This window comes from Pseudomonas sp. BIGb0176 (genome assembly GCF_024810175.1).
GTDB classification, from domain to species: domain Bacteria; phylum Pseudomonadota; class Gammaproteobacteria; order Pseudomonadales; family Pseudomonadaceae; genus Aquipseudomonas; species Aquipseudomonas protegens.
This window is the reverse complement of sequence record NZ_JANUEC010000004.1, coordinates 153,649-165,935: the sequence shown is the minus strand read 5'-3', so window position 1 is coordinate 165,935 and position 12,287 is coordinate 153,649. Positions and strand designations below refer to the sequence as shown.

Genomic DNA, 12,287 nt, shown 5'->3' with positions numbered 1-12,287 from the left:
TGGCTTGCCAGCGAAGCTATTGGCGGCCTTGCGGGCCCCTTCGCCGGCACGCCGGCTGCTACGAGCTCGGATGTGACGGCCTCTTCGCGAGCAAGCTCGCTCCTACGGGGGGAGAGGTGGATTGGGGTTAGCCGCGTTGCTTCAGGCCCATCTTCTGGCGGCCTTCGGCAGGGGTCAGGACCCGGGCGCCGAGGCGGCTGAGGATTTCCGTGGCCCGTTCCACCAGTTGGCCGTTGGTGGCGAGCACGCCGCGATCCAGCCACAGGTTGTCTTCCAGGCCGACCCGCACGTTGCCCCCCAGCAGCACCGCTTGCGCGGCCATGGGCATTTGCATGCGGCCAATCCCGAAGCCGGCCCAGACCGCGTCCGCCGGCAGGTTGTCGACCATGGCCTTCATGGTGGTAGTGTCCGCCGGGGCGCCCCAGGGAATGCCCAGGCACAGCTGGAACAGCGGGTTGTCCAGCAGGCCTTCCTTGATCATCTGCTTGGCGAACCACAGGTGCCCGGTGTCGAAGATTTCCAGCTCGGCCTTCACTCCCAGCTCCTGGATACGCTTGGCGCCGGCCCGCAGCTGGGCCGGGGTGGAGACGTAGATGGTGTCGCCGTCGCCGAAGTTCAGGGTGCCGCAGTCCAGGGTGCAGATCTCCGGCAGCAGTTCCTCGACGTGGGCCAGGCGGGTCAAGGGGCCGACCAGGTCGGTGTTGGGGCCGAACTCCATGGGGTTCTCGCCGCCGCCGATCTCCAGGTCGCCGCCCATGCCGGCGGTGAGGTTGACGATGATGTCGATGTCGGCCTCGCGGATCCGCTCCATCACTTCGCGGTACAGCGCCACATCGCGGCTGAACTTGCCGGTGGCGGGGTCGCGCACATGGCAGTGCACCACGGTGGCGCCGGCCTTGGCGGCTTCTACGGCGGCCGCGGCGATCTGTTTCGGGGTGACCGGCACGTGCGGGCTCTTGGCGGTCGTGTCGCCAGCACCGGTGAGTGCGCAGGTGATGATGACGTCGTGGTTCATGGTGCGGTTCCTTACAGGCGTGTTTGCTGAGGGCGTGAGGTGGCCGTGCGCAGCCCAGGGCGGGCTGCGGGGCGGCAGTGGCGGTGGCTTATTTGCTGGTCAGTTGCAGGTGCTCGGCGGCCGGCTTGCCATCGAAGGTGGTGACCCCTTCCAGCCAGCGCTGCTGGTCCTGCGGGTGGTCCTTGAGCCATTGCCGCGCGGATTCCAGGGCATCCTTGTGATCCAGCAGCGGCTGCATCATGCGGCTCTCGTCTTCGGCGCTGAAGGTCAGGTTGGTCAACAGCCGGTGCACGTTCGGGCACTGCTCGGCGTAGTCAGGCGCGGTGACGGTCCACACCGTGGCCTGGCCTTCGTTGGGCCCCAGGGCGTTTTCGCTGCCGCTGAGGTAGGTCATCTTGAAGTTGACGTTCATCGGGTGCGGCGCCCAGCCGAAGAACACGATGGCCTCGTTGCGTTTCACCGCCCGGGCCACCGCCGACAACATGCCCGCCTCACTGGACTCCACCAACTGGAACTTGCCCAGGCCGAACTGGTTCTTGGCGATCATTTCCTTGATCTGCGTATTGGCTCCCGAACCCGGTTCGATGCCGTAGATCTTGCCCCCCAGTTCCTTCTGGAACCTGGCGATGTCGGCAAAGGTCTTCAGCCCCTTGTCCGCCAGGTAGGCCGGCACGGCCAGGGTGGCGCGGGCGTCCTTGAGGCTCGGTTCGGCCAGGACCTTGACCTGGTTGGCGTCGACGAAGGGGGTGATGGTCTGGTTCATCAGCGGGTTCCAGTAGCCCAGGAACAGGTCCAGGCGTTGGTCACGGATGCCGGCGAAGATGATCTGCTGGGAAGCACTGGTCTGCTTGGTCTTGTAGCCGAGGCCGTCGAGCAGGACCTGGGTCAGGGCGCTGGTGGCGATCACGTCGGTCCAGTTGACCACGCCCAGGCGCACGTTCTGGCAACTGGCGGCATCGGCGGCCAGGGCCCCGCTGCTCAGAAAAACGCTACCACTAAGCGCAAGCACACAGCTGCTGATCAGTCGTTTCATGATGCTTTCCTCGGCAGGTCGTTATTGTCGGTCCCGGCGTCTTTGTGCGCAGGTGTTGCCAAGGTACGCAGGCGCCGCCGGTGGCAAGCGCACAGCGGCGACCGACTCTTGCACTGCAGCGACCTGCCCCCTTGTGGCACGGGGGCATTTGGCGTATCACAAGGCCCACGCTGGCCGTCACCGGAGTGCGTTGCATGTCCCAGGACTTCTATTTCCTGCTGATGCCGGGGTTTTCCGCCATCGGTTTCATCTCGGCCATCGAGCCGCTACGGGTGGCCAACCGCTTTCGTGGCGAGCTGTACCGCTGGCATGTGCTGAGCGCCGACGGCGGCGCGGTGCTGGCCAGCAATGGCATGTCGGTGAATGTCGATGCGGCCCTGGAGCCGCTGAAGAAAGGCGCGACCTTGTGGGTGGTGGCCGGTTTCGAGCCGCTGAAGTTTCTCACCCCGGCCCTGGAGCACTGGTTGCGGCGGCTGGAGGTGGAGGGCGTGACCCTGGGCGGGATCGACACCGGTAGCGTGATCCTTGCCGAGAGCGGTTTGCTGGAGGGGCACCGGGTGACCTTGCACTGGGAGGCCATCGAGGCCTTCAAGGAGTCCTACCCGCAACTGAGCGTGACCCAGGAGCTGTTCGAGATCGATCGACGGCGCATCACCTGTGCCGGCGGCACGGCGTCCATCGACATGATGCTCGACCTGATCGCCCAGGCCCACGGCCCGCAACTGGCGGTCCAGGTCAGCGAGCAGTTCGTGCTGGGGCGCATCCGCCCGCGCAAGGATCACCAGCGCATGGAAGTCGCCAGCCGCTACGGCATCAGCAACAAGAAGCTGGTGCAGGTGATCGGCGAAATGGAACAGCACAGCGAACCGCCCCTGAGCACCCTGGCCCTGGCCGAGTCGATCAAGGTCACCCGGCGCCAGCTGGAGCGCCTGTTCCGCCTGCACCTCAACGACACCCCGAGCAATTTCTACCTGGGCCTGCGCCTGGAGAAAGCCCGCAAACTGCTGCGCCAGACCGACATGAGCGTGCTGGAGGTGAGCATTGCCTGCGGGTTTGAATCGCCGTCCTACTTCACCCGCAGTTACCGCGCGCGTTTCGTGCGGTGCCCGCGGGAAGACCGGCGCCCGTCGGGCGGCGGCCGCGAGCTGGCTTGACTCGGGCTCGGTAGCGCCGGCCAGCCGGCTCCTACGGTTACTTTTTCAGCAGGGCGGCGCAGGCGGCTTTGTAGGCTTCGTGCTGGTATTTGTTGAGGCTCGCGGCCAGAGCGAAGCCGTGCTTCTTGTACTGGGCGTTGATGGTCTGGGGCGACAGCAGGGTCACCTCGCAATTCTCCAGCAACTGAAACACGCCTTCGATCTTGAAGGTGGTGGGGCCGCCGGCGAACTCGCCTTTCTTGCTGCGCTTCTTGATGGCGATGCGGGTGATCCCGTGTTCGCGCACGAAGGCCCCGACCTGGCTGGCGAAGGCCCTGACGTTGGCGGCCTCGTCATCGTCTTCCAGGGCGATTTTCTTGGTGGCCAGCGGCTGGTGTTGCACCGCGCCGTCTTGCAGGGTGGCGAGGGCGAAGATGGCTTCGCTGCCTTTGATCTCGATACCGCAGATGCTCATGGGGAACCCTTTCAATCAGTGAGTGAGGCGCAGCTTACAGCTCCAGCTGGTCGGCGCGTATGCCGAAGGCGGCGGCGATCTTTTCCCGGGTGGCCCGGCGCGGCCGGGCGACGCTTTCCTGCTGGGCAAAGGCCGGCTGGGAGATCCCCAGGCGCCTGGCTACTTCGTCCTGGGTGAGGTGCAGGTGCTCGCGCCAGGCGCGGATCGGCGTGGCGCCGTCGACCATGCGGCTGACCACGTCATGGGGTATCAGATCGGCTTCCTTGTACTGCGCCATGTACTGCGCGTAGGGAATCACCACGAATGCCGGGCTGCCGTCCGGGCCGTGGATGATCTGGATGTCAGTAGGTACGTTCATCACGTTTCTTGACCTCTTGAACACTGACGATGTGTATGGCTCCGTCCCAGTCGAACAGGACCCGGTACTGCCCGACCCGAAGACGATAGGCATAAGTGTGGCCGGACAGGGCTTTGACGTTGCCACTGGCGGGCATGTCGGCCAGCAGGGCAATCGCATCGCGAACCTGGACCTGATGCTCGTGGTGCAGTCGCATCAACTGCTTGACCGCTTTTCTACTCCAGAGGATCTCGTTCATGGCGGACTATATAAGTCTTTTATAAGTAATGCGAAACCTTGCTTATATTTCCTGCCCGGCCAAGTGCAGAACCTTGTCCCTTTGTTGCCCGCGCCAACGTTACCAGGTCGTGGACTGCCCGCGCCGGTCCACCTCGTACACCTTCTGGCGCAGCAGCCGCTCCTTGAGCCAGCGCTCGGCCTTGCCCATCACCCGTTGTCGGGCCCAGAGCAGGTCGACGCCGATCAGCCAGTCGGTATGGGGGTAGGCCCCCAGTTGCAGTTCCACCAGCTCGCCCTTGGCCAGTTCACGCTGGATCAGTTGCCGCGGCAGGGTGGCCCAGCCCAGGCCGGCGCGGACCATTTCCAGCAGCGCCAGGTAGTTTTCCGCCTGCCACAGCTGGGTGGAGCGCAGGTATTCGCTGCTGGGCAGCTTGTTGGCGTGGGCGCTGAAGGCCAGGCGCCGGTGCACATGCAGGTCGTCGAAGGTCACGCTGTCGAGCTGCGCCAGCGGGTGGTCCGGGTGGCAGACGTGCAACATGATCAGCTTGCCCAATTGCTGGAACTCCAGCTCCTGGGGGTAGCCCGGTTGCGAGAAGGCGATGCCCAGCACCGCCTCACCCCGGGCCACCAGCTCGCTGGCGTCCCCGGACAGCGGGTGGCGGATCAGCAGGTCGACATAGGGAAAGGCCTGTTCGAACTCCCGCAGGGCCGGCATCAGCGGGCCATAGGGGGTTTCGATGACGATCGACAGGTGTGGCTCCACCACCTGCGACAGGCAGTCGGCGTTGGCCTGCAGGGTCAGGCAGCGCTCCAGCACCGCCTCGGCCTGCAGCAGCATCTTCTGCCCGGTGGCCGTCAGCACCGGGCTGCGAGCGCTGCGGTCGAACAGCTCGACCCCCAGGTCCGCCTCCAGGTTGCCGATGGCCACGCTGACCGTGGACTGGGTCTTGCCCAGCTTGCGTGCGGCGGCCGAGAACGAGCCGCTTTGCGCGGCCTGTACGAACATCTGCAGTTGATCCAGCGAAAAGCGCATCGCGGCTCCCGGCCCTGGAAGAGGGCTGTCTGATCCATCGTTAAAAACGATGGCTGCTCATTTGTTTCATCGTATTCAAGCACAGATCATGGCCCCGACGTCCGTACTTCCTGCCGGCGGCGCTTGCCCCGGATGCCTGCCAAAACAAAAGCAAAAGCTGCACCTTCAGGAGACCTGCGACATGACAATTTCCCGCGTGCATCCCGTGGACGAGGTCCTGCCCGTCCGCCAGCTGTTCACCTTCGGCCTGCAGCATGTGCTGGTGATGTATGCCGGTGCGGTGGCGGTGCCGTTGATTCTAGGCAATGCCCTGGGCCTGACCCCGGCGCAGGTGGTGCTATTGATCAACGCCAACCTGCTGACCTCGGGCATCGCCACCCTGGTCCAGACCCTGGGGTTCTGGCGTTTTGGCGCGCGGCTGCCGTTGATCCAGGGCTGTTCGTTCATCGCCCTGGCACCGATGATCATGATCGGCAAGCAGTTCGGCCTGACCGAGGTGTTCGGCGCGGTGATCGCCGCAGGCGTCATCACCATTGCCCTGGCGCCGCTGTTCAGCCGTTTGCTGCGGTTTTTCCCGCCCGTAGTGATCGGCAGCCTGATCACCATCATCGGCATTTCCCTGATGCCGGCAGCGGCGATCTGGCTCGGCGGCGGCAACCCCGCGGCGGACGATTTCGGCGCGCCGGCCAACCTGCTGCTGGGGCTGGCCACGGTAGCGGTGACGCTGGTGATCTACGGCAAGTTCTCGGGCTTTATCGGCAACCTCAGCGTGCTCATCGGCTTGCTGGTGGGCAGCCTGATCGCCGCGGCGTTCGGCATGACCGACTTTGCCCAGGTGAGCCAGGCGGCCTGGTTCGAACTGAGCCGGCCCATGGCGTTTGGGGCTCCACAGTTTTCCCTGGTGCCGATCCTGATCATGACCCTGGCGATGCTGGTGATCATGGCCGAGACCACTGGCAACTGCCTGGCCATCGGCAAGCTCACCGGCAAGCCGACCACCCAGCGCACCCTGGGCGATGCGTTCCGCGCCGATGGCCTGTCGACCCTGCTCGGCGGGCTGTTCAACAGCTTTCCCTACAACGCCTTTACCCAGAACACCGGGCTGATCGCGCTGTCCAGGGTCAAGAGCCGCTTCGTGGTGGCTGCGGCCGGGGCAATCATGGTGCTCATGGGGCTGTTTCCCAAGCTGGGTGCCCTGGTGGCCGCGGTGCCGACCCCGGTGCTTGGCGGTTGCGCCATCGTGATGTTCGGCATGACTACAGTGGCCGGCATCCAGGAACTGTCGCGGGTGCCGTTCGAAGGTACGCGCAACGCCATCGTGGTGGCGGTGTCGGTCAGCGTCGGGGTGCTGCCGATGTCCTTCCCGGCGCTGTTCGCCCATCTGCACGGTCCCCTCAGGCTGGTGCTGGAAAGCGGCATCTTCCTTGGCGCCATCACCGCCATCGTTCTCAACCTGCTGCTCAATCCCCGTGAGGCCACCGCCCAGGTGCTGGCAGCCCATGTCGAGCTCAATGACTGACGTTTTTCTCGCCGCCATTGCTGTGGCGGCTCCTGCCCATGAAAAGGAGGTCAAGATGACCCAGATTCTTTCTTCCATCCCTGCCGGTGTCACCGAACTGGACCTGCACTTGCTGCGCCAGAGCATCCAGCTCGCCGAAGAGGCCAAGGCCCGTGGCCGTCATCCGTTCGCGGCCCTGGTGGCCGATCGCGACGGCAAGGTCATCGCCAGCGCCGGCAACAACTCGATGCCCCCCGAAGGCGACCCGACCCAGCACGCCGAACTGGCGGCAGCGGCGCTGGCGGCCAAGCGCCTCAGCCCCCAGGCCCTGGCCGAGTGCACCCTGTACACCAGCGCCGAGCCCTGCTGCATGTGCGCCGGGGCCATCTACTGGACCGGCATTGGTCGGGTGGTCTACGCCTTGTCCGAACATGAGCTGCTGGAGTTGACCGGCGCCCACCCGGAAAACCCGACCTTTTCCCTGCCGTGCCGCGAAGTGTTCGCCCGTGGGCAGCGGCAGATCCCGGTGTTCGGGCCGATGCTTGAGAGCGAGGCCGCGCTGGCGCACAAGGGCTTCTGGAAATGAACGGCGGCCTATCCATCCATGTGGTGGACGTCGCCAGCGGCAAGGTGGCCGAAGGCATGGCGGTGCGGGTGCGCCGCCTGGGCGGCGAGCTGCTCTGCGCAGGGCGAATTGCCGGCAACGGCTTGCTGAGCGAGCTTGCCGAGCGGTCGGCGAGCTTCGGCCAGGGCGTCTACGAAGTGGAGCTGGACGTGGCGGCGTTCTATCGCGAGCAAGGCCAGGCGCTGCCGCCGGTGCCCTTCCTCGAGGTGCTGGTGTACCGCTTCGGCCTGGATGATCCGCGCCAGCACTACCACCTGCCGTTCAAGCTCACCGCCTGGGGCGTGTCCTGCTTTCGCGGTGGCGCCTGACCCGGCGCTGACCTGTAGGAGCGAGCTTGATCGCGAAACGCTCGCAGCCACCACAACCGGTTCGGCAGAGCGCTTTTCGCGGGCCGGCCCGCTCCTAGCGGTGGCGGGTCATTCCTGGGCGATGGATTCGATGAACTCCGAGCGTTCGTCGCTCATGCGCGCCAGGCAGTCATTAGTGGCGATGGTGTAGGCCTTGGTGCCGGGCTTGGCCGGAAAGGACTCCATCGCGCAGTCGGCGTCGCGCTGCTTCTGCCACAGTTGCTGGGCATTTTTGACCTTGGCGCTGATGTCGGCCAGTTGCCCTTTGTCGCTGCCATAGAGGGTGCCCAGGCGTTCCAGCAGGCTCTGCACGTTGTCGCCCAGCAACTGTTCGGCGGTGGTCCTGTTGTAGGTCGCGCATTCCAGGGTCTGCACGTTGTTTTCCACGCCGTCGCAGGGCGTGTTGTCGGCCTCTTCGGCCGCCTGTACGCCTGTCGTTATCAGTAACAAGGCCAGGAAGATCGGTTTCATTGCAGCGCTGCCCTCATCCAGTGACGCTTTCGTTGAAGCGGCGAATTCTGGCGCAAGCCCCGGGCAAAGAACAGAGGCCACCCATGCCCTCCGTCCGGCCCTTTGTCGGCGCTTGACGCTTTCGGCAATTCCCCTGTCGTTTTTGCACCCAGGCGCCCCGGCCCTCAAGCATATGCTGACCCCAAAGCGCCGGCAGACGATTCGGCGCATGAATCGCCAATAAGGGGACAGCCTGATGAGCCCAGCCGAACTACACGCCGACAGCATCGTTATCGACGGGCTGATCATTGCCAAGTGGAACCGCGAGCTGTTCGAGGACATGCGCAAGGGCGGCCTGACCGCAGCCAACTGCACCGTGTCGGTTTGGGAAGGTTTCCAGGCCACGGTCAACAACATTGCCTCCAGCCAGAAACTGATCCGCGAAAACAGCGACCTGGTGATGCCCGTGCGCACCACCGCGGACATTCGCAAGGCCAAGGAGCTGGGCAAGACCGGCATCCTCTTCGGCTTCCAGAATGCCCATGCCTTCGAAGACCAGATCGGCTACGTCGAGGTGTTCAAGCAGTTGGGCGTGGGCATCGTGCAGATGTGCTACAACACCCAGAACCTGGTGGGCACCGGCTGCTACGAGCGTGATGGCGGGCTCTCCGGGTTCGGCCGCGAGATCGTCGCTGAGATGAACCGCGTCGGGGTCATGTGCGACCTGTCCCACGTTGGTTCCAAGACCAGCGAGGAAGTGATCCTCGAATCCAAGAAGCCGGTCTGCTACTCCCACTGCCTGCCGTCGGGCCTCAAGGAGCACCCGCGCAACAAGTCCGATGCCGAACTGAAATTCATCGCCGACCACGGCGGTTTCGTCGGCGTGACCATGTTCGCGCCGTTCCTGGCCAAGGGCATCGACTCCACCATCGACGACTACGCCGAAGCCATCGAATACACCATGAACATCGTCGGTGAAGATTCGATTGGCATCGGCACCGACTTCACCCAGGGCCATGGCCAGGACTTCTTCGAATACCTGACCCACGACAAGGGCTACGCCCGGCGCCTGACCAACTTCGGCAAGATCATCAACCCCCTGGGCATTCGCACCGTGGGCGAGTTCCCCAACCTCACCGAGACCCTACTCAAGCGCGGCCACAGCGAGCGCGTGGTGCGCAAGATCATGGGCGAGAACTGGGTCAGCGTCCTGAAGGACGTCTGGGGCGAATAAGGCCACCCCCCCCACAGCACATTCCTGTAGCCGCTGCCGCAGGCTGCGATCGGCTCCGAAGGAGACGCGCTCTTGCGGCCCTCGGAAGGCTCTTCGAGCCTTTTCGCAGCCTGCGGCAGCGGCTACAGACGTACTTATCCACAGAATTCCGGAGTTTTGAAACATGGCCAAGATCGCCCCGCAATTGCCTATCGAAGTCGACAGCGAAACCGGTGTCTGGACCTCCGACGCCCTGCCGATGCTCTACGTGCCACGGCATTTCTTCGTCAACAACCACATGGGCATCGAGGAGGTGTTGGGCGCCGATGCCTACGCCGAGATCCTCTACAAGGCCGGCTACAAGTCCGCCTGGCACTGGTGTGAAAAAGAAGCCGAATGCCACGGCCTGGAAGGCGTGGCGGTGTTTGAGCACTACATGAAGCGCCTGTCCCAGCGCGGCTGGGGCCTGTTCAAGATCCAGGACATCGACCTGGATAAAGGCACCGCCAGCGTCAAGCTCGAACACTCGGCCTTCGTCTACGTGTACGGCAAGGTCGGGCGCAAGGTGGACTACATGTTCACCGGCTGGTTCGCCGGTGCCATGGACCAGATCCTGGCGGCCCGTGGCAGCAAGATCCGCACCGTGGCAGAGCAGGTTTACGGTGGTTCCGAAGAAGGCCACGACGATGGCCTGTTCGTCGTCAAACCGTTGTAAGCGGAGTTAAGAAAAATGGCTTTCGAAGCGATGTTCCAGCCGATCCAGATCGGCAAACTGACCATCCGCAACCGTGTGCTGAGCACCGCGCACGCCGAGGTCTATGCGACTGACGGCGGCATGACGACTGAACGGTATGTGAAGTACTACGAAGAAAAGGCCAAGGGCGGCATCGGCCTGGCGATCTGTGGTGGTTCCTCGGTGGTGGCCATCGACAGCCCCCAGGAGTGGTGGAGCTCGGTGAACCTGTCCACCGACCGCATCATCCCGCATTTCCAGAACCTGGCCGACGCCATGCACAAGCATGGCGCCAAGATCATGATCCAGATTACCCACATGGGCCGGCGCTCGCGCTGGGACGGTTTCAACTGGCCGACCCTGATGTCGCCGTCCGGGGTGCGCGAGCCAGTGCACCGCGCCACCTGCAAGACCATCGAGCCGGAGGAGATCTGGCGGGTGATCGGCAACTACGCCCAGGCCGCGCGCCGGGCCAAGGCCGGTGGCCTGGACGGTGTCGAGCTGTCGGCGGTGCACCAGCACATGATCGACCAGTTCTGGAGCCCACGGGTCAACAAACGCACCGACGAATGGGGCGGCACCTTCGAGAAACGCATGCGTTTCGGCCTGGAAGTGCTCAAGGCGGTACGCGCTGAAGTGGGCGACGATTTCTGCGTGGGCATGCGCCTGTGCGGCGACGAGTTCCACCCGGACGGCCTGTCCCATGAGGACATGAAGCAGATCGCCAAGTATTACGACGACACCGGCATGCTGGACTTCATCGGCGTGGTGGGTTCGGGCTGCGACACCCACAACACCCTGGCCAACGTGATCCCCAACATGAGCTTCCCGCCGGAGCCGTTCCTGCACCTGGCGGCGGGCATCAAGGAAGTGGTCAAGGTGCCGGTGCTGCACGCACAGAACATCAAGGACCCGAACCAGGCCACGCGGATTCTCGAAGGCGGTTACGTCGACATGGTGGGCATGACCCGCGCGCACATGGCCGACCCGCACCTGATCGCCAAGATCAAGATGGGCCAGATCGACCAGATCAAACAGTGCGTCGGCGCCAACTACTGCATCGACCGCCAGTACCAGGGCCTGGACGTGCTGTGCATCCAGAACGCCGCCACGTCCCGTGAATACATGGGCGTGCCGCACATCATTGAGAAAACCACCGGCATCAAGCGCAAGGTGGTGGTGGTCGGTGCCGGTCCTGCCGGTATGGAAGCCGCTCGCGTCGCCGCCGAACGTGGCCATGACGTGACCCTGTTCGAGAAGAAGGAAGCCATTGGCGGGCAGATCACCACGGCCTCCAAGGCGCCGCAACGGGACCAGATCGCCGGCATTACCCGTTGGTATCAGCTGGAACTGGCGCGCCTGAAAGTCGACCTGCGCCTGGGCACCGCGGCGGACACCGCGACCATTCTCGACCTGCGCCCCGACGTGGTGGTGCTGGCCGTGGGCGGCCATCCGTTCATCGAGCAGAACGAGCACTGGGGCGCCGACGAAGGGTTGGTGGTCAGCAGCTGGGACATCCTCGACGGCAAGGTGGCACCGGGCAAGAACGTGCTGGTGTACGACACCATCTGTGAGTTCACCGGCATGTCGGTCACCGACTTCATCGCCGACAAGGGTTCGCAAGTGGAAATCGTCACCGACGACATCAAGCCGGGCATCGCCGTGGGCGGCACCTCGTTCCCTACCTACTACCGCAGCCTGTACCCCAAGGAAGTGATCATGACCGGGGACCTGACCCTGGAGAAGGTCTACCGCGAGGGCGACAAGCTGGTGGCGGTGCTGGAGAACGAATACACCGGCGCCCGGGAAGAACGGGTGGTGGACCAGGTGGTGGTGGAAAACGGCGTGCGTCCTGACGAAGAGCTCTACTACGGGCTCAAGGAAGGTTCGCGCAACAAGGGCCAGATGGACGTCGAGGCGCTGTTCGCGATCAAGCCGCAGCCGTGCCTGAGCGAGACGGGGGAGGGCTACCTGTTGTTCCGCATCGGCGACTGCGTGTCCCAGCGCAACACCCATGCCGCGATCTACGACGCACTGCGCCTGTGCAAGGATTTCTAAGCCACTTCCTGTAGGAGCCGGCTTGCCGGCGATCGGCACTGGCGAGATACCGCGTGCTGCCTGATCGCTGGCAAGCCAGCTCCTACAAGGCCCCAGG

The 12,287-nt window shown here is 64.3% G+C and carries 14 protein-coding genes; 7 read left to right on the top strand and 7 right to left on the bottom strand.

Going from position 1 to position 12,287, the window contains the following annotated elements; genetic code table 11:
- Nucleotides 1–127: 127 nt before the first annotated feature.
- Together M2395_RS23795 and M2395_RS23790 are read right to left on the bottom strand one after the other, a co-directional pair.
- Complete coding sequence (locus M2395_RS23795) at nucleotides 128–1,015, bottom strand: 3-keto-5-aminohexanoate cleavage protein (protein ID WP_019095257.1); 888 nt, start codon at nucleotides 1,013–1,015, stop codon at nucleotides 128–130.
- Nucleotides 1,016–1,103: 88 nt separating this feature from the next.
- Complete coding sequence (locus M2395_RS23790) at nucleotides 1,104–2,048, bottom strand: choline ABC transporter substrate-binding protein (RefSeq protein ID WP_123431069.1); 945 nt, start codon at nucleotides 2,046–2,048, stop codon at nucleotides 1,104–1,106.
- A 194-nt stretch (nucleotides 2,049–2,242) separates the two neighbouring features.
- Here M2395_RS23790 and M2395_RS23785 point away from each other — a divergent pair, with 194 nt between their 5' ends.
- Nucleotides 2,243–3,202 (top strand): GlxA family transcriptional regulator, encoded by a 960-nt coding sequence (locus M2395_RS23785; protein ID WP_015637314.1) that lies wholly within the window; start codon nucleotides 2,243–2,245, stop codon nucleotides 3,200–3,202.
- 37 nt (nucleotides 3,203–3,239) lie between these two features.
- Here M2395_RS23785 and M2395_RS23780 read toward each other — a convergent pair whose 3' ends face one another.
- The 4 genes from M2395_RS23780 to M2395_RS23765 all read right to left on the bottom strand — a co-directional run bounded on the left by M2395_RS23780 (nucleotide 3,240) and on the right by M2395_RS23765 (nucleotide 5,266).
- Complete coding sequence (locus tag M2395_RS23780; protein ID WP_015637313.1) at nucleotides 3,240–3,656, bottom strand: DUF3010 family protein; 417 nt, start codon at nucleotides 3,654–3,656, stop codon at nucleotides 3,240–3,242.
- Nucleotides 3,657–3,690: 34 nt separating this feature from the next.
- The gene (locus tag M2395_RS23775) at nucleotides 3,691–4,014 is read right to left on the bottom strand and encodes a helix-turn-helix domain-containing protein (protein WP_015637312.1); all 324 of its coding nucleotides are present in this window, start codon (nucleotides 4,012–4,014) and stop codon (nucleotides 3,691–3,693) included.
- On the bottom strand, nucleotides 3,998–4,252 hold the full coding sequence (locus tag M2395_RS23770) for a type II toxin-antitoxin system RelE/ParE family toxin (protein WP_011063923.1): 255 nt from the start codon (nucleotides 4,250–4,252) through the stop codon (nucleotides 3,998–4,000). Before M2395_RS23770 ends, M2395_RS23775 begins: the two co-directional genes overlap by 17 nt.
- 99 nt (nucleotides 4,253–4,351) lie before the next feature.
- Nucleotides 4,352–5,266: a LysR family transcriptional regulator gene (locus M2395_RS23765; protein WP_011063922.1), complete on the bottom strand. Its 915-nt coding sequence runs from the start codon at nucleotides 5,264–5,266 to the stop codon at nucleotides 4,352–4,354.
- 181 nt (nucleotides 5,267–5,447) lie between these two features.
- On the opposite strand from M2395_RS23765, the gene M2395_RS23760 reads away from it, so the two are divergent.
- Genes M2395_RS23760 through M2395_RS23750 form a run of 3 tightly spaced genes read left to right on the top strand, consistent with a single transcriptional unit; the run spans nucleotide 5,448 to nucleotide 7,697 of the window.
- On the top strand, nucleotides 5,448–6,785 hold the full coding sequence (locus M2395_RS23760; RefSeq protein ID WP_123431068.1) for a nucleobase:cation symporter-2 family protein: 1,338 nt from the start codon (nucleotides 5,448–5,450) through the stop codon (nucleotides 6,783–6,785).
- Between the two features lie 55 nt (nucleotides 6,786–6,840).
- Nucleotides 6,841–7,350, top strand: a complete 510-nt coding sequence (locus tag M2395_RS23755; protein WP_123431067.1) for a nucleoside deaminase — start codon at nucleotides 6,841–6,843, stop codon at nucleotides 7,348–7,350.
- Nucleotides 7,347–7,697, top strand: a complete 351-nt coding sequence (locus tag M2395_RS23750; protein ID WP_041120173.1) for a hydroxyisourate hydrolase — start codon at nucleotides 7,347–7,349, stop codon at nucleotides 7,695–7,697. The genes M2395_RS23755 and M2395_RS23750 overlap by 4 nt, the downstream gene beginning before the upstream one ends.
- Nucleotides 7,698–7,805: 108 nt before the next feature.
- Here the strand turns inward: M2395_RS23750 and M2395_RS23745 are convergent, their stop codons facing one another.
- Nucleotides 7,806–8,207, bottom strand: coding sequence for a lysozyme inhibitor LprI family protein (locus tag M2395_RS23745; protein ID WP_015637309.1), 402 nt, complete (start codon nucleotides 8,205–8,207; stop codon nucleotides 7,806–7,808).
- A 235-nt stretch (nucleotides 8,208–8,442) separates the two neighbouring features.
- On the opposite strand from M2395_RS23745, the gene M2395_RS23740 reads away from it, so the two are divergent.
- The 3 genes from M2395_RS23740 to dgcA all read left to right on the top strand — a co-directional run bounded on the left by M2395_RS23740 (nucleotide 8,443) and on the right by dgcA (nucleotide 12,190).
- Entirely contained in the window at nucleotides 8,443–9,420 is a 978-nt protein-coding gene (locus M2395_RS23740; RefSeq protein ID WP_011063917.1) for a dipeptidase, read from the top strand.
- 163 nt (nucleotides 9,421–9,583) lie between these two features.
- A complete protein-coding gene (locus M2395_RS23735; RefSeq protein ID WP_011063916.1) occupies nucleotides 9,584–10,114 on the top strand; it encodes a 4-vinyl reductase in 531 nt (176 codons plus the stop codon).
- A 15-nt stretch (nucleotides 10,115–10,129) separates the two neighbouring features.
- Nucleotides 10,130–12,190: a dimethylglycine demethylation protein DgcA gene (gene dgcA / locus M2395_RS23730; protein WP_123431066.1), complete on the top strand. Its 2,061-nt coding sequence runs from the start codon at nucleotides 10,130–10,132 to the stop codon at nucleotides 12,188–12,190.
- Nucleotides 12,191–12,287: the final 97 nt, after the last annotated feature.